17 protein-coding genes are annotated in these 15,574 nt (G+C 70.9%); 13 read left to right on the forward strand and 4 right to left on the reverse strand.

Annotated features, from left to right (window positions below; translation table 11 throughout):
- Positions 1-18: 18 nt before the first annotated feature.
- Entirely contained in the window at positions 19-567 is a 549-nt protein-coding gene (locus tag ACZ7OO_RS16915) for a hypothetical protein (protein ID WP_471505414.1), read from the reverse strand.
- Between the two features lie 334 nt (positions 568-901).
- On the opposite strand from ACZ7OO_RS16915, the gene fmt reads away from it, so the two are divergent.
- The 4 genes from fmt (at position 902) to ACZ7OO_RS16935 (ending at position 5,315) form a co-directional block, all read left to right on the forward strand.
- On the forward strand, positions 902-1,834 hold the full coding sequence (gene fmt, locus ACZ7OO_RS16920) for a methionyl-tRNA formyltransferase (RefSeq protein ID WP_471505416.1): 933 nt from the start codon (positions 902-904) through the stop codon (positions 1,832-1,834).
- Positions 1,835-1,917: 83 nt separating this feature from the next.
- Complete coding sequence (locus ACZ7OO_RS16925; RefSeq protein WP_471505417.1) at positions 1,918-3,345, forward strand: RsmB/NOP family class I SAM-dependent RNA methyltransferase; 1,428 nt, start codon at positions 1,918-1,920, stop codon at positions 3,343-3,345.
- A gap of 161 nt (positions 3,346-3,506) precedes the next feature.
- The gene (rpe, locus tag ACZ7OO_RS16930; protein WP_471505419.1) at positions 3,507-4,193 is read left to right on the forward strand and encodes a ribulose-phosphate 3-epimerase; all 687 of its coding nucleotides are present in this window, start codon (positions 3,507-3,509) and stop codon (positions 4,191-4,193) included.
- Between the two features lie 78 nt (positions 4,194-4,271).
- The gene (locus ACZ7OO_RS16935; protein WP_471505421.1) at positions 4,272-5,315 is read left to right on the forward strand and encodes a sugar-binding transcriptional regulator; all 1,044 of its coding nucleotides are present in this window, start codon (positions 4,272-4,274) and stop codon (positions 5,313-5,315) included.
- Between the two features lie 243 nt (positions 5,316-5,558).
- Here the strand turns inward: ACZ7OO_RS16935 and ACZ7OO_RS16940 are convergent, their stop codons facing one another.
- Positions 5,559-5,939, reverse strand: coding sequence for a hypothetical protein (locus ACZ7OO_RS16940; protein WP_471505422.1), 381 nt, complete (start codon positions 5,937-5,939; stop codon positions 5,559-5,561).
- On the reverse strand, positions 5,879-6,061 hold the full coding sequence (locus ACZ7OO_RS16945; protein ID WP_471505564.1) for a hypothetical protein: 183 nt from the start codon (positions 6,059-6,061) through the stop codon (positions 5,879-5,881). Before ACZ7OO_RS16945 ends, ACZ7OO_RS16940 begins: the two co-directional genes overlap by 61 nt.
- Here ACZ7OO_RS16945 and ACZ7OO_RS16950 point away from each other — a divergent pair.
- The 6 genes from ACZ7OO_RS16950 to ACZ7OO_RS16975 all read left to right on the forward strand — a co-directional run bounded on the left by ACZ7OO_RS16950 (position 6,012) and on the right by ACZ7OO_RS16975 (position 11,683).
- Entirely contained in the window at positions 6,012-6,380 is a 369-nt protein-coding gene (locus tag ACZ7OO_RS16950; protein ID WP_471505569.1) for a hypothetical protein, read from the forward strand. The two genes, ACZ7OO_RS16945 and ACZ7OO_RS16950, sit on opposite strands and share 50 nt — an antisense overlap.
- A 155-nt stretch (positions 6,381-6,535) precedes the next feature.
- Positions 6,536-7,498, forward strand: coding sequence for a Dyp-type peroxidase (locus ACZ7OO_RS16955; RefSeq protein ID WP_471505424.1), 963 nt, complete (start codon positions 6,536-6,538; stop codon positions 7,496-7,498).
- A gap of 82 nt (positions 7,499-7,580) precedes the next feature.
- The gene (locus ACZ7OO_RS16960) at positions 7,581-7,892 is read left to right on the forward strand and encodes a barstar family protein (protein WP_471505426.1); all 312 of its coding nucleotides are present in this window, start codon (positions 7,581-7,583) and stop codon (positions 7,890-7,892) included.
- Positions 7,893-8,063: 171 nt separating this feature from the next.
- Entirely contained in the window at positions 8,064-9,506 is a 1,443-nt protein-coding gene (locus tag ACZ7OO_RS16965) for a GuaB1 family IMP dehydrogenase-related protein (protein ID WP_471505428.1), read from the forward strand.
- Between the two features lie 261 nt (positions 9,507-9,767).
- Complete coding sequence (locus tag ACZ7OO_RS16970; RefSeq protein ID WP_471505430.1) at positions 9,768-11,222, forward strand: amino acid permease; 1,455 nt, start codon at positions 9,768-9,770, stop codon at positions 11,220-11,222.
- An 8-nt stretch (positions 11,223-11,230) separates the two neighbouring features.
- A complete protein-coding gene (locus tag ACZ7OO_RS16975; RefSeq protein WP_046726552.1) occupies positions 11,231-11,683 on the forward strand; it encodes an Lrp/AsnC family transcriptional regulator in 453 nt (150 codons plus the stop codon).
- A gap of 64 nt (positions 11,684-11,747) precedes the next feature.
- On the opposite strand, the gene ACZ7OO_RS16980 is transcribed toward ACZ7OO_RS16975, so the two are convergent.
- A complete protein-coding gene (locus tag ACZ7OO_RS16980; protein ID WP_471505432.1) occupies positions 11,748-12,488 on the reverse strand; it encodes a GntR family transcriptional regulator in 741 nt (246 codons plus the stop codon).
- 225 nt (positions 12,489-12,713) lie between these two features.
- Between ACZ7OO_RS16980 and ACZ7OO_RS16985 the strand changes: the two genes are divergently transcribed.
- The 3 genes from ACZ7OO_RS16985 to ACZ7OO_RS16995 are packed head-to-tail and all read left to right on the forward strand — an operon-like array spanning position 12,714 to position 15,573.
- Positions 12,714-13,874: an ABC transporter substrate-binding protein gene (locus tag ACZ7OO_RS16985; protein ID WP_471505434.1), complete on the forward strand. Its 1,161-nt coding sequence runs from the start codon at positions 12,714-12,716 to the stop codon at positions 13,872-13,874.
- A complete protein-coding gene (locus ACZ7OO_RS16990) occupies positions 13,871-14,770 on the forward strand; it encodes an ABC transporter permease (protein ID WP_471505436.1) in 900 nt (299 codons plus the stop codon). The genes ACZ7OO_RS16985 and ACZ7OO_RS16990 overlap by 4 nt, the downstream gene beginning before the upstream one ends.
- Positions 14,755-15,573, forward strand: a complete 819-nt coding sequence (locus ACZ7OO_RS16995) for an ABC transporter permease (RefSeq protein WP_471505437.1) — start codon at positions 14,755-14,757, stop codon at positions 15,571-15,573. Before ACZ7OO_RS16990 ends, ACZ7OO_RS16995 begins: the two co-directional genes overlap by 16 nt.
- The last annotated feature ends 1 nt before the right edge of the window (position 15,574 follow it).

A 15,574-nucleotide genomic window follows, 5' to 3' on the forward strand; every position in this document is an offset into this window, starting at 1 on the left:
GGTCAGCCGTTGCGCGGGTCAGCCGTTACGCGGGCCTGGGAAGGCTGTTGGCCTCGCCTCGTCGCGGAGGGCGGGGCTGCCCGCGACCGGCTGGGTCGGCATGGAGCGGGCGGCCGGGACCGTGGGTACCGTGGGCAGGCCGGCGCCCACGTTGACCGTGCGGCTGCCGGACGGCTCCGTCGGCCGTTCCGTCTCGGCGACCGGCGTCGGCTGGGCCGCGGCGCGACGGGCGCCGTAACGGCGGTGCACCGCCTGCTTGGTCACCCCGAGCGCGGAGCCCACCGCGTCCCACGAGAAGCCGAGTGAGCGGTCGAAGTCCACGGCGGCCGTGACCAGGGTTTCGACGCTGTCCCGGAGTTCCTGGGCAAGGCGGACCGTCGGGGCGGGGGCGCGTCCGTAGACGACGAAGCCCGTGGACGGGCCGGAGCGGCGCGGGCGGTAGACGTTGCCCAACTGGGCGGTGAGGGTGCGCAGTGCGTCCACCTGCCGGCGGACCCGCTCGATGTCCCGCACCAACAAGTGCAGGCTGGCCCGGGCCTGGGCGTCGTGGGTTGCGTGGTCGGCCATGAACAAGCCTCTCGAACCGGCGTTGAAAGGAATGGGCCGCGTATGCGGCCCGTTGTGGTCAACTCTTTCTTGACCAACGCGTGGGCGCTCCGCTGGTCACGGTGTGGGGGCGTGTGGGCATATGCGTACGCCGTGCGCCGGGGTGTGCACCACCCGGAGTGTTGTGGTGTTCTCTCCGGTCCGCGCACCGCCCGTTCGGGCCGGCAGAGAGGCTGAGGCGACCTGTGGTGCCTTCGCCGTCGGCGGCTTGCGGTTCGCGGGTGGTGGTTTCGGGTTGCGGCATAGACTTGTGCGTTGCCCGTGTTCGTCCCGTCCGAGAGGCCCTCAGTCGCCCATGAAGCTTGTCTTCGCCGGTACCCCCGAAGTCGCCGTTCCCGCTCTGGACGCTCTCATCGCCTCCGGGCGGCACGAGGTGGCCGCCGTGGTCACGCGGCCCGACGCGCCGGCCGGGCGGGGCCGCAGGCTGGTCGCTTCCCCTGTGGCCGAGCGGGCGATGGAGGCCGGGATCGAGGTGCTGAGGCCGCAGAAGCCGCGCGATCCGGAGTTCCTTGAGCGGCTGAAGGTCATCGGGCCGGACTGCTGCCCGGTCGTCGCCTACGGTGCGCTGCTGCCGCGGGTCGCCCTCGACGTGCCGGCCCACGGGTGGGTCAATCTGCACTTCTCGCTGCTCCCCGCCTGGCGCGGGGCGGCGCCCGTCCAGCACTCCATCATGGCGGGCGACGAGATCACGGGCGCGTCCACCTTCCTGATCGAGGAGGGTCTCGACTCCGGGCCCGTCTACGGGACCGTCACCGAGGAGATCCGGCCCACCGACACCAGCGGTGATCTGCTGACGCGGCTCGCGTTCGCCGGGTCCGGGCTGCTCGCCGCGACCATGGACGGCATCGAGGACGGCACGCTCAAGGCGGTACCGCAGCCGGCCGAGGGCATCACCCTCGCCCCGAAGATCACCGTCGAGGACGCCAGGGTCGACTGGTCGGCGCCCGCGCTGCGGGTCGACCGGGTGGTGCGCGGCTGCACTCCCGCCCCCGGTGCCTGGACCACCTTCCGCGGTGAGCGGCTCAAGCTGATCCAGGTCACGCCGGTGCCCGAGCGGACCGACCTCGCGCCGGCCCAGATCGCCGTCGGGAAGAACAGCGCGCATGTGGGGACGGGGTCGTACGCCGTGGAACTGCTCTGGGTGCAGGCCCAGGGCAAGAAGCCGATGCGGGCGGCCGACTGGGCGCGTGGCGTGCGCATCGGCGCCGGGGAGACCCTCGGCGACTGAGCCGCCCTTCTCAGCAGCGGCTTTCCGGTGTGCGCGGCGTACCCTGGGAGTCGCATCATTCCCATGACCGGAGCACCTTTTTCGTGAGCCAGCAGTCCCGGGGGCCGCGCCGGCCCGCCAAGCCCTACCGTCGTCCTCAGAAGGACCCCGTCCGCCTCCTCGCCTTCGAGGCGCTGCGCGCCGTGGACGAGCGGGACGCGTATGCCAACCTCGTGCTGCCGCCGTTGCTGCGCAAGGCGCGGGAGAAGGAGGGGCCCGACAAGTTCGACGCGAGGGACGCCGCCCTCGCGACCGAGCTGGTGTACGGGACGCTGCGCCGGCAGGGGACGTACGACGCGATCATCGCCGAGTGCGTCGACCGGCCGCTGCGCGAGGTCGACCCGCCGGTGCTGGACGTGCTGAGCCTTGGTGTCCACCAGCTCCTCGGCACGCGGATCCCGTCCCACGCCGCCGTGTCCGCCTCCGTCGAGCTGGCCCGGGTGGTGCTGGGAGACGGACGGGCCAAGTTCGTCAACGCCGTACTGCGCAAGGTCGCGCAGGAGGACCTCGACGGCTGGCTCGCGAAGGTCGCGCCCCCCTACGACCAGGACCCCGAAGACCATCTCGCCGTGGTGCACTCGCACCCGCGGTGGGTCGTCTCGGCACTCTGGGACTCCCTGGGCGGGGGCCGGGCGGGGATCGAGGAACTGCTGGCCGCCGACAACGAGCGGCCCGAGGTGACGCTGGTCGCCCGGCCGGGGCGGGCCACCGCCGAGGAGCTGCTCGATGAGGAAGCGGCCGTGCCGGGGCGCTGGTCGCCGTACGCGGTGCGGCTCAGCGAGGGCGGGGAGCCCGGCGCCATCGAGGCCGTGCAGGAGGGCCGGGCCGGTGTGCAGGACGAGGGCAGCCAGCTGGTGGCCCTCGCGCTCGCCAACGTGCCGCTCGACGGCCCGGACCGGACCTGGCTCGACGGCTGCGCCGGGCCGGGCGGCAAGGCCGCGCTGCTCGCCGCGCTCGCCGCTGAGCGCGGGGCCGTACTTCTTGCTTCGGAGAAGCAGCCGCACCGGGCCGGTCTGGTGGAGAAGGCGCTGCACGGCAATCCGGGGCCGTACCAGGTCATCGCCGCCGACGGCACGCGGCCGCCGTGGCGTCCCGGCACCTTCGACCGGGTGCTGATGGACGTTCCGTGCACCGGGCTCGGTGCCCTTCGCCGCCGCCCGGAGGCGCGCTGGCGCCGCCGGCCCGAGGACCTCGACAACTTCGCCCCGCTGCAGCGTGCGCTGCTGCGTACCGCGATCGAGTCGGTGCGGGTGGGCGGGATCGTCGGGTACGCCACGTGCTCGCCGCATCTCGCGGAGACGCGCGCGGTGGTCCAGGACGTGCTGAAGCAGCACCCGGAGACGGAACTGGTGGATGCGCGCCCGTTGCTGCAGGGTGTGCCGGAGCTGGGCGAGGGGCCCGACGTGCAGCTCTGGCCCCACCTGCACGGTACGGACGCGATGTACCTGGCGCTGATCCGAAGGACTGGCTGACGTCGGCTGAGGAGCGTCCCGTCAGGGCGCGGGGCTGTGTCGAATTGCGGCCACCGCCGCGTGAGCGCGACCAGCCCCCAGCCACCCGCGGATGACCCGCAAACCCGACCACCCCCGAACCCACGCGGCCCGAACCCGGCAGGGCATGGCACGCTTGACGCATGGCCGTGCAGATCAACCCCAGCATCCTGTCCGCCGACTTCGCCCGCCTCGCGGACGAGGCCAAGGCGGTCGAAGGCGCCGACTGGCTCCACGTCGACGTCATGGACAACCACTTCGTCCCGAACCTCACGCTCGGTGTGCCGGTCGTAGAGTCCCTGGCCCGGGCCACGGACACCCCGCTGGACTGCCATCTGATGATCGAGGCCCCCGACCGCTGGGCACCCCAGTACGTCGAAGCGGGTGCCTCCTCCGTCACCTTCCACGTGGAAGCGGCGGCCGCCCCGGTGCGGCTCGCGCGTGAGATCCGGGCGAAGGGTGCCCGTGCCTCCATGGCGCTCAAGCCCGCGACGCCCATCGAGCCGTACGAGGACCTGCTCCCCGAGCTGGACATGCTGCTGGTCATGACGGTGGAGCCGGGCTTCGGCGGCCAGTCGTTTCTCGACATCATGCTGCCGAAGATCCGCCGTACCCGGGAGTTGATCAGCAAGCACGGGCTGGAGTTGTGGCTGCAGGTGGACGGGGGAGTTTCGGCGACGACGATCGAGCGGTGCGCGGACGCCGGAGCCGACGTTTTTGTGGCAGGTTCGGCGGTGTACGGGGCAAACGACCCGGCAGAGGCGGTACGTGCACTACGCACCCAGGCAGAGGCGGCCAGGGCCGTCGCGTCGTGGGCGTGCGACCACTGAGGTACGGGAACGTGAACGGCTCCGATCAGGGCTGATCGACTGCGCCGGATCTGCAAGGATGAACGGCGTATCCAGAGTGTGAACAGCAGTGAGGAGATGGCCGTGTCGGGTATGTCGGCGGGCCGGTCAGCAATGCGGATGGGACCCGCTGAGCTGGTGCAGGCGGCGGCCATGGCCCGCCGCTTCTACCTCGAGGGCAAGTCCAAGATCCAGATCGCTGAGGAGTTCGGCGTCAGCCGCTTCAAAGTGGCCCGGGTACTGGAGACTGCCCTCGAAAGGGATCTCGTACGCATCGAGATCCGTGTGCCGGCCGAACTGGACGCGGAGCGCTCCGACGCGCTCCGCGCCCGCTACGGTCTACGGCACGCCGTCGTGGTCGAGTCCCCGGCCGAGGCGGAGGAGACCCCCGACCCCGAGAACCTCGGCGAGGTCGCCGCCGACCTGCTCGGCGAACTCGTCAACGAGGGCGATGTGCTCGGTCTCGCCTGGGGCCGGTCCACCATCCACATGGCGGCGGCGCTCGACCGGCTGCCCCCGTGCACGGTGGTGCAGCTGACGGGCGTGTACGACGCCGGGACCTCCGAGCGGGGTTCGGTCGAGGCCGTCCGGCGCGCCGCGCAGGTGTCCGGCGGCGACGCCCATCCCATCTACGCGCCGATGCTGCTGCCGGACGCGGCCACCGCGGCCGCGCTGCGCAACCAGACCGGCATCGCCCGGGCCTTCGAGTACTTCGACAAGGTCACGGTCGCCTGTGTCTCCATCGGCTCCTGGGAGCGCGGCATCTCGACGGTGCACGACATGCTCAGTGACGAGGAGCGTGCGCACTACGCCACGCTCGGCGTCGCCGCCGAGATGGCCGCGCACCTCTTCGACGCCGACGGCCGCCGGGTCGGACGCGACCTGGGGGAACGGTGCATCACGGTCAAGGCCGACCAGCTGCGCCGTATCCCCGAGGTCGTCGCGATCGCGGGCGGGCAGCGCAAGGCGGCCGCGATCGACGCGGTGCTGAGGTCGGGGCTGGTCACCAGCCTCGTCACCGACACCTCGGCCGCCGACTGTCTGATGACGACCGGGCCGACGCCCAAGCCGACGCTGAACCGTTCCGACCCCGACGGAACCTGACGGGGATCATGGAGCGCCGCGGCGGCATCGATGACGACGCTGCCGCGGCGCTCCATGGCGTCGGCGTTGGCCGCGGTCGCGAGGACGGTAGTGGCGGGCGCCCAACTCCGGGGCCGGTGAAGCCTTTTCCTGCCCTCGTGCGATGACCGCCGTGTCGAAGCCGCAGTTGCCGCCGAACCAGCCGACGGCGGTTGTCGACGAACTCGCTCTCTGGAGCGGGCCTCGGGAAACGGGCTCTCAGGCTCAGGAACGTGCGGCCAGCGCCGCGTCGATCAGGACGGCGGCTGCCTGCCGGGCGACCGCGCCCGCCGACGGGTCGCGGTCCATCCGCGCGGACAGGCCGCCCCCGTCGTACAGCAGGTGCAGCTGGCGGGCGAGGCTCTCGGGGTCCGGGACGCCGGCGTCCCGGGCAAGGCCGGCGAACAGGGCCCGCACCCAGGCGCGGTAGGCGTCGGAGACCTCTTCGACGGCGCTGCCCTGCTTGGCCTCCGCGCCGGCCGCCACGAAGGCGCACCCGTGGTAGCCCTGCACGGTGAAGAGCGCGGCCTGCGCGTAGAAGACGGTCAGCAGCCGCTCCCGCGGATCGTCGGTGCCGTCGACGGCGCGCAGCAGCCGAGCGGACATCCTGGCGTACCGGGTGTCGAGGTAGGCGCGGATGAGCTGTTCCTTGCCGCCGAAGGTGTTGTAAGCGAGGCCTTGGCGACTCCGGCGTGCTCGATGATCCGGTCGATCCCGACCCTCTGCACGCCCTCCGCGTGGAACAACTCGTTCGCGGCCGAGAGCAGCCGCTCCCGTGCCGTGGAAGCCTTGGCACTCGACGTCTTCGTCATGCCACTCACCCACCGGTGCGGGGTGACGCCCGTCTCCTGCCGCCACATGCGCACCAGCGTGCGCGGGGAGACCCGGGCGTGCTCGGCGAGCACTTCGAGTGGCAGGGCCTCGCCGAGGTGGCGCAGGGCCCGGTCGCGGGTGCCGGCGAGGGTGTGGGGGGTGGGGGAGGGCACCCCGCTGGAGGCACCGGACCGGGTCGCCCGGCACATCGAGGACTTCCTCCGCACTCTGTGAGCGCACTCCGGGAGCCGGTTTCGACGTTGTCGTATGGAGCGTCGGCATCGGCTGAGCGCCGCCGACCCCGATTATGTGTACGACGTACCTGTACGACTTGCGTGCACGGCGTATGTGTACGGCAGGCCGAGTGTCGATCGCATCGGGAGGACGCGGTGACCACTGAACCCCAGCCCACCGGGGGAGCCGAACCACAGCCCGTGCTCAGCCCGTTGACCACCGCCGCGATCTTCCTGGTGGTCACCGTCCGCCCCGGGCACGAGGAGCGGGTGCGGCAGGTGCTGGGTGATCTGAGCGCGCTGCGGCGCAGCTTCGGGTTCGGTTGGCCGGAAGCCGCCCTGAGCTGTGTCGCGGGGATCGGCTCCGAGGCCTGGGACCGGCTGTTCGACCACGCGCGCCCGGCCGGGCTGCATCCCTTCCGGCCCCTGGAAGGCTCCCGGCACACCGCGGTCGCCACCCCCGGTGACCTCCTTTTCCACATCCGGGCCACCCGCTTCGACCTCTGCTTCGGACTCGCCGCGGAGATCATGCACCGGCTGCGGGACGCGGTGACCGTCGAGGACGAGGTGCAGGGCTTCAAGTACCTCGACGCCCGCGACCTGCTGGGCTTCGTCGACGGCACCGAGAACCCGGTCGGCGCCGCCGCCCGCAGGGCCGTCCTGATCGGCGCGGAGGACCCCGCGCACGCCGGCGGCAGCTATGTGGTCGTGCAGAAGTACCTGCACGACCTGGACGCCTGGAACGCGCTGCCGGTCGAGATCCAGGAGCGGATCATCGGCCGTACCAAGGCCACCAACATCGAACTGGAGGAGCCAGCTTCCCACGTGGACCTCAACACGGTCACCGGAGAGGACGGGGAGGAGCAGGACATCCTGCGCGACAACATGCCCTTCGGCAGCCCCGGACAGGGCGAGTTCGGCACCTACTTCATCGGGTACGCCCGTACGCCGGACGTCATCGAGCGCATGCTGCGCAACATGTTCCTCGGTACGGCGGACGCCGGCCACGACCGGATCCTCGACTTCTCCACCGCGGTCACCGGCACCCTCTTCCATGTGCCCTCCGCGGACTTCCTCGACGACCTGCCCGCGGCTCCCGAGACCGCCGGGAAAGCATGACGCCGGTGCGCGTTGTCACCCGGCGCACCGGTGGGATCTACTACACCGGTGATGTCCACAACCCCTCCCGGGCGGTGCTGAGATGACGACGAGTCCGCATCTGGTCATGCTCGACCTCACCGGGGTCGCCGACAAGGCCGGCCTCATGGACCGCGCCGCCGCCGCGCTGAGCCTGCCCGACTGGTTCGGCCGCAACTGGGACGCCCTCGCCGACAGTCTCCGCGACCCCTCGGTCTGGCCTCCGGAGGCCGTCGACCGCGGGCTCCTCGTCGTCGTCACCGGCTGGCAGGGATACGCGGGGACCCGGCCGGACGAGTGGAAGACCGCCCAGGACGTGTTCGCCCAGGCGGCCGCCGGTGAACCGAGGCTGACGGTGGCGCTCGCCCTGGGCTGACGCGAGGAGCCCCGCGCACAGCCCTTGGATGTTCCTCCCAAGGGCCGCTGACCTGCCTGGACGTTCGTCCCGGGCACCGCATACCGGTCGCCATGGGACAATCAAGTACGTGCTTTTCCCCTTGGCCGGCCGGTCCGGGGGTCACCTCTGATCGACTGGGATGTGCGGCACGTGCGTTTCCTCAATGACATCCAGCCCGCGTACGACCTGACGTACGACGACGTCTTCATGGTGCCGAGCCGCTCCGCGGTCGGCTCGCGTCAGGGCGTGGACCTCAACTCGCCGGACGGCACGGGCACCACCATCCCGCTGGTCGTCGCCAACATGACCGCGATCGCGGGCCGGCGGATGGCCGAGACAGTGGCCCGGCGCGGCGGACTCGTCGTGATCCCGCAGGACATCCCGATCGACGTGGTCACCGATGTCATCACCTGGGTGAAGAGCCGCCACCTGGTGCTCGACACCCCGATCGTGCTCGCCCCGCACCAGACCGTCGCCGACGCGCTGGCCCTGCTGCCCAAGCGTGCGCACAACGCCGGTGTCGTCGTCGACGAGGACGGCCGCCCCGTCGGTGTCGTCACCGACCGGGACCTCAACGGCGTCGACCGCTTCACCCAGCTGGCCGAGGTCATGTCCCGTGACCTGCTGCTCCTCGACGCGGACATCGACCCGCGAGAGGCGTTCAACAAGCTGGACGCGGCCAACCGCCGCTACGCCCCGGCCGTCGACCAGGACGGCAAGCTCGCCGGCATCCTCACCCGCAAGGGCGCCCTTCGAGCCACGCTGTACACCCCGGCCACCGACGCCCACGGCAGGCTGCGCATCGCCGCCGCCGTCGGGATCAACGGGGACTTCGCGGACAAGGCCAAGCAGCTGCTCGGCGCGGGCGTCGACACGCTCGTCATCGACACCGCCCACGGCCACCAGGAGTCGATGATCAGCGCGATCAGGCTGGTCCGCGGACTCGACCCGCAGGTCCCGATCGCGGCCGGCAACATCGTCTCCGTCGAGGGCGTCAAGGACCTCGTCGACGCGGGCGCGGACATCATCAAGGTCGGCGTGGGCCCCGGCGCCATGTGCACCACCCGCATGATGACCGGCGTCGGCCGGCCGCAGTTCTCGGCGGTCCTGGAGTGCGCCGCCGAGGCGAAGAAGTACGGCAAGCACGTCTGGGCCGACGGTGGTGTCCGGCACCCGCGTGACGTCGCCATGGCGCTGGCCGCGGGCGCGTCCAACGTGATGGTCGGCTCCTGGTTCGCCGGCACCTACGAGTCGCCGGGCGACCTCCAGCAGGCGGCCGACGGGCGGCTGTACAAGGAGTCCTTCGGCATGGCCTCAGCGCGTGCGGTGCGCAACCGTACGTCCGACGAGTCGGCCTACGACCGGGCCCGCAAGGCGCTCTTCGAGGAGGGCATCTCGACGTCCCGGATGTTCCTCGACCCGGCCCGACCGGGTGTGGAGGACCTGATCGACTCGATCATCGCGGGCGTGCGGTCCTCGTGCACGTACGCCGGTGCGGGGTCCCTGGAGGAGTTCGCCGAGAAGGCGATCGTGGGCATCCAGAGCGCCGCGGGCTACGCGGAGGGCAAGCCGCTGCACGCGAGCTGGAGCTGACCTCCGCGCGCGAGCTGGAGCTGACCTCCGCGCGCCCCTGAAGGGGTGCGTTGCCGGTGCGCGCAACGAATGTGCACCCTCCGACCCCGCACGCAACGATTTTGCGTGTACGTGCAAGGTTGCTGCATTACGTCCGTGAAGCATCGGCTCATAGGGTCGTGCGCTGTACGTGGCGCGGCTGGGACCCCGCTCGGCGGGTCCCAGCGGGATGGGCGCCGTCGGTCCCGGCCGCCCAGACCCGCAGCGACGAAGGAGCCGCGCGTGCTTGACCAAGGCGCACCCCCACGAACCGACGTTTCCCCCTCCGTCGGCGCCCGTCTGATGCGGCGGAAGCCCGTCGAGCGGCTGGTGGCCGAAGGCGGACAGGGCGAGGGCGGCACGCTCCGGCGTTCCCTCGGGCTCTGGCAGCTGACGATGATCAGCATCGGCGCCACCCTCGGCACCGGCATCTTCGTGGTCCTGGGCCAGGCCGTCCCCAAGGCCGGCCCGGCCGTCACCCTCTCCTTCGTGATCGCCGGGCTGACCGCGCTCTTCTCGGCGCTCTCCTACGCCGAGCTGGCGGGCACCATCCCGGTCGCCGGCTCCTCGTACTCCTACGCGTACGCGACGATGGGCGAGCTGATCGCCTGGGTCTGCGGCTGGTGTCTGCTCCTGGAGTACGGCGTCTCGGTCGCCGCGGTCGCGGTCGGCTGGGGGGAGTACCTCAACGAGCTGCTCGCCCGGACCATCGGCGTCACCCTCCCGAAGGCCCTGTCCGCCCCGCCCGGTGTCGACGGCGGTGTCTTCAACCTGCCCGCCCTGATCGTCGTGCTCCTCGCGATGGTGTTCCTGCTCGGCGGCGCCAAGGAGTCGGCGCGGGCCAACACGATCATGGTGTCTGTGAAGATCGCCGCGCTGGTGCTGTTCTGCGCCATCGGCTTCATGGGCTTCAGGTCCGGCAACTACGCCCCCTTCATGCCGCTGGGCATGGCCGGCGTCAGCGCGGCCGGGGCGACGCTGTTCTTCTCGTACATCGGCTTCGACGCCGCCTCCACCGCCGGCGAGGAGGCGAAGAACGCGCAGCGCGACCTGCCCCGGGCCATCATGCTGTCGCTGGTCATCGTGACGGCGCTGTACGTCCTCGTCGCGGCGGTTGCCGTCGGTGCGAAGCCGTGGCGGCAGTTCAACGACTCCGAGGCCGCCCTCGCCCAGATCATGCGGGACGTCACCGGCCAGAGCTTCTGGGGCACCCTGCTGGCCGCCTGCGCGGTCGTCGCCATCGCCAGCGTGGTCCTGACAGTGCTCTACGGCCAGACCCGCATCCTCTTCGCGATGTCCCGGGACGGCCTGGTGCCCAAGGTGTTCGCCAAGGTCCACCCCAAGACCGGCGCGCCCCGGGCCAACACCGTGATCGTCTCCCTCTTCTGCGGGGTCCTCGCCGCCGCGATCCCGCTGGGGCAGCTGGCCGACGCCACCAGCATCGGCACGCTGTTCGCCTTCGGCCTGGTGAACATCGCGGTGGTGGTACTGCGCCGCACGCGCCCGGCCATGCCCCGCACCTTCCGCGTCCCGCTGTCCCCGCTGCTGCCCGCGCTGGGCTTCGGATTCTGCGTCTGGATGATGGGCAGCCTCTCGGCCGTCACCTGGGTGGTCTTCGGTGTCTGGATGGCGGTCGGGCTCGTGTTCTACTTCGTATACGGCTATCGCCGGTCCCGTCTTGCAACACCTGAAAGCTGAACGACCCCTTGCTGAACGATCTCGACGAACGCATCGTGCACGCCCTCGCCGAGGACGCCCGCCGCTCCTATGCGGACATCGGGCAACTGGTCGGCCTGTCCGCGCCCGCCGTCAAACGGCGCGTGGACCGGCTGCGCGCCACCGGCGCGATCACGGGTTTCACCGTCCGGGTCGATCCGGCGGCCCTCGGCTGGGAGACGGAGGGGTTCGTCGAGATCTACTGTCGGCGCAACACCTCACCGGAGACCATCCAGCGGGGCCTGGAGCGCTACCAGGAGGTTGTGGCCGCGTCCACGGTCACCGGCGAGGCCGACGCGGTCGTGCAGGTCTTCGCGTCGGACATGCGGCACTTCGAGAGAGTGCTGGAGCGGATCGCCGGTGAGCCGTTCGTCGAGCGGACCAAGTCGGTGCTGGTGCTGTCGCCGCTGCTGAGGAGGTTCTCTTCGGGGGCGCCGGGATGAGGGACGGGGAGAGCTCGGGGGGTGCGGTCGTATGCACCCGGCATACGACCCGGACCCCCGCCCCCTACTCCGCGGTCTTCCGCGCCAGTGCGTTGCTCCCAATGGAGTTGTGCACGCTGAAACTCACCGCATCCGGCCGATACCGGTCGTCCGACCACTCCACCGGCCGCCCTTCCCGCGTCGTCGTCACCCGCCGCACCCGCAGCAGCGGACTCGACCGGCGTACGCCCAGCAATTCGGCGTCCCGCGCGCCGCAGGCGACCGCGTCGATGACATGCTCCCCGTACGCGAAGACCAACCCCGTTTCGTCGTAAAGCCGTTGTGTGACTGACGGGCACTCGGGCTCTATCGCCTCCACCGCCGGGGAGATCCAGTCCGCGTACACCGTGCGCTCCAGCAACACCGGCCCGCCGTCCAGGCCGCGTACCCGGAGTACGTGCAACACAGGTGTGCCGAGGGGAAGTTGGAGGCGGACCGCGTCCTCCTGTGCGGCCGGACGGTACTCCTGGGAGACCACGTGTCCCGTCGCCTTGCGGCCCATCGCCTTCGCCCACTGCGCGAAACTGCGCAGCTCCGCGAAGCTCTGGCTGCGCCGGCTGGCCAGAACCACCCGGCGGGCGCCCTGGCGGGAGCCGATCAGCCCCTCGGAGGTGAGCGCGGCGATGGCCTGGCGGACGGTGCCGCGGGACACGCCGTAGTGCGCCGCCAACTCCGTCTCCGCGGGCAGCCGGCTGCCGACGGTGTACTCCTCGCGGTCGATGGCGCGCCGCAACTCGTCGGCGATCTCCTCATGTCGCGCCGTCATGCTTCCCCTCTGAGTAGGCCGCTGTGCACAGCGTGACCAGCCTAATCGACGGTGTGGGGTGATTCGTGCCAGCCGTGAATGTGCAGGGAAACGGGGGTCGGTGTTTCGGCTGTGTTCATGAACAGGTCACTCACACCGGGCGTACTGGGGCCGACTTGTTCAGACAAGTTCGCTCGGCGCCGCCCACAGCGCCACCCACCCTCGTGCGTACTCCCTGGAGAGACCGTGACCGTGTCCCTGCCGAGAACCGCCGTCCTTGGCGGCTCCCTCGCCGTCGTTGCCGCGCTCGCCCTGAGCGCCTGCGGCGCCGCCCCCGACAACGCGTCGTCCACCACCTCCGACGGCAAGAACGCCGCCACCGCCACCTCCGCCGCCGACCTCGGCGGCATGGACAAGCTGGTCGCCGCAGCGAAGAAGGAGGGCACGCTGCACATCATCGCCGTGCCCCGTGACTGGGCGAACTACGGCGCCATCATCGACGGCTTCCAGAAGAAGTACGGCATCAAGATCGAGGACGAGAGCCCCGACGGCTCCAGCCAGGACGAGATCAACGCCGTGACCTCGCGGAAGGGCCAGGACCGGGCCCCGGACGTCCTCGACCTCGGCTCGTCCTTCGCGCTCAGCGCGGCCCAGCAGGGCCTGCTCGCGCCGTACAAGGTCACCTCGTACGCCGACATCCCCACCGGCCAGAAGGACCCGCAGGCCCGCTGGTACAACGACTACGGCGGCTACATCTCCATCGGTTGCGACGCCAAGCGCGTCAAGACCTGCCCGACCAGCTTCGCCGACCTGCTCAAGCCGCAGTACAAGGGCCAGGTCGCCCTCAAGGGCAACCCGACCAAGTCCGGCTCCGCCTTCGGCGGCGTGTACGCGGCCGCACTCGCCAACAAGGGCTCCTTCGACGACATCCAGCCCGGTCTGGACTTCTTCGCCAAGATCAAGAAGAACGGCAACTACACGCCCGTCGAGTCCACCCCGGCCACCGTCGAGAAGGGCGAGACACCCATCTCGATCGACTGGGACTACCTGAACGCCGGGTACGCCGACGAGTTCAAGTCCAAGGGCGTCGACTGGAAGGTCACCATCCCCACCGACGGCCAGTACGCCCAGTACTACTCGCAGGCCATCAACAAGGACGCCCCGCACCCGGCGGCCGCCCGTCTGTGGCAGGAGTACCTGTACAGCACCGAGGGCCAGAACCTGTGGCTCAAGGGCTACGCCCGTCCGGTCCTGATGACCTCGCTGGAGTCCGCCGGCACGCTGGACAGGACCGCCGCCGCCAAGCTGCCCGCGGTCTCCGGTACGCCGTCCTTCCCGACCGAGGCGCAGCAGGAAAAGGCCAAGACCGTGCTCGCGCAGGGCTGGTCGAAGGCCGTCTCCGGATGACGGCCACGCTCACGCGGGCCGACGTGGCGTCCGCCGCTTCCCAGAAGCGGCGGCGCCGCGCCCCCGGCTGGCTGGCCGTCGTCCCGCTGCTCGTCTTCACGGCCGTCGCCTTCGGGCTGCCGGCCGTGGCCATGCTGAACGGCGCCTTCACGGTCAAGGACCCGGCCAGTGGGGCGAGTTCGTACACCGGGCGGAATCTCAGCGACTCGCTGCAGGGGCCGTATCTCACCGCCCTCGTCGGGAGCGTCAAGCTGTCCGCTCTCTCCGCGGGGCTCGCGGCCGTCCTCGGGCTGCCGCTCGCGCAGGCCGTCGTCAGCTCGCGCTCCCGGGCGCTGCGCGAGGCCGTGCTCACCGCCTCCGGTGTGCTCGCCAACTTCGGTGGTGTACCGCTGGCCTTCGCGTTCGTGGCGACCCTCGGCAACGCCGGTGTGCTGACCGTGCACCTCGGGCTCGCGGACCACGGCTGGGACCTGTACAGCTTCTGGGGACTGGTCCTGGTCTACCTCTACTTCCTGATCCCGCTGATGGTCCTCACCATCACCCCCGCCCTGGACGGACTGCGGGCACAGTGGCGGGAGGCCGCGCTCAACAACGGCGCCACCGGTGCGCAGTACTGGCGGTTCGTGGCGCTGCCCGTGCTCGCGCCCTCGCTGCTCGGCGGCCTGGTGCTGCTCTTCGGCAGCGCCTTCGCCGCCTACGCCACCGCCGCCGCGATGGTCGGCAGCGCGGTCCCGCTGGTCACCCTGCAGATCGCCGACGCCCTCTCCGGCAACGTCCTGGTCGGCCAGGAGAACGTGGCCCTGGCCCTGAGCCTGGACATGGTGCTGGTGGCGGCCCTGGTGATGGCCGTGTACCTGCCCCTGCAACGACGGAGTGCCCGATGGCTCGACGCCTGACCCCCTGGCGCTGGGCCGTCCTCGGCCTTGCCGCCCTGTACTTCCTGGTCCCGCTGGGCGCCTCCGTCGTCTTCACCGTCGACATGCCCGGCCAGGGCGTCACCTTCGACGCCTACACCCAGATCGTGTCCGCCGACGGCTTTCTCTCCAGCCTGCTGCTCTCGCTGGAGCTGGCGGTGGCCACCATCGTCGTCGTGCTGCTGCTGACGGTGCCGGCCGTGGTCGCCCTGCGGCTGAGCGCGCCCAGGCTGCGGCCCGTGGTCGAGATCGTCTGCTCACTGCCGCTGGTGGTGCCGCCGATCGCGTTCGTCGCCGGGATCGCGAGCGTGCTCAAGTGGGGGCCGGACTATCTGTCCAGGACCCCACTGTTCGAGACGTTCGTCGCCATCCAGAACCCAAACTTCCCGGTCGTACTGGTCCTCGCCTACGTCGTGATGGCGCTGCCCTTCGTCTACCGGGCGCTGGACGCCGGACTGCGTGCGATCGATGTGCGCACCCTCGTCGAGGCCGCCCGCAGTTGTGGGGCTTCGTGGCCCCAGGCCCTTGTCCGGGCCGTCCTGCCCAATCTGCGTGGGGCGCTGCTCAACGCGGCCTTCCTCACTCTCGCGCTGGTGCTCGGCGAATTCACCGTCGCCCAGCTGCTCGGCTTCCAGCCCTTCGCCGTCTGGATCTACAACGTCGGCGGCTCGCAGGCCCAGATGTCCGTCGCCGTCTCCGTGCTCAGTCTCCTGGTGACCTGGGCCCTCCTCCTCGCGCTCGCCGGTGCCGGCGGCCGTGACCTTACCGCTTCCTCCCGGGGATGAA

Source organism: Streptomyces sp. NPDC111744 (assembly GCF_055634995.1).

What these genes read in the sequence shown, in the direction of transcription:
- ACZ7OO_RS16915 (WP_471505414.1), bottom strand. Translation starts at nt 567, where the DNA reads ATGGCCGACCACGCAACCCACGACGCCCAGGCCCGGGCCAGCCTGCAC.
- fmt (WP_471505416.1), top strand. Translation starts at nt 902, where the DNA reads ATGAAGCTTGTCTTCGCCGGTACCCCCGAAGTCGCCGTTCCCGCTCTG.
- rpe (WP_471505419.1), top strand. Translation starts at nt 3,507, where the DNA reads ATGGCCGTGCAGATCAACCCCAGCATCCTGTCCGCCGACTTCGCCCGC.
- ACZ7OO_RS16940 (WP_471505422.1), bottom strand. Translation starts at nt 5,939, where the DNA reads ATGTCCGCTCGGCTGCTGCGCGCCGTCGACGGCACCGACGATCCGCGG.
- ACZ7OO_RS16960 (WP_471505426.1), top strand. Translation starts at nt 7,581, where the DNA reads ATGACGACGAGTCCGCATCTGGTCATGCTCGACCTCACCGGGGTCGCC.
- ACZ7OO_RS16980 (WP_471505432.1), bottom strand. Translation starts at nt 12,488, where the DNA reads ATGACGGCGCGACATGAGGAGATCGCCGACGAGTTGCGGCGCGCCATC.
- ACZ7OO_RS16990 (WP_471505436.1), top strand. Translation starts at nt 13,871, where the DNA reads ATGACGGCCACGCTCACGCGGGCCGACGTGGCGTCCGCCGCTTCCCAG.
- ACZ7OO_RS16995 (WP_471505437.1), top strand. Translation starts at nt 14,755, where the DNA reads ATGGCTCGACGCCTGACCCCCTGGCGCTGGGCCGTCCTCGGCCTTGCC.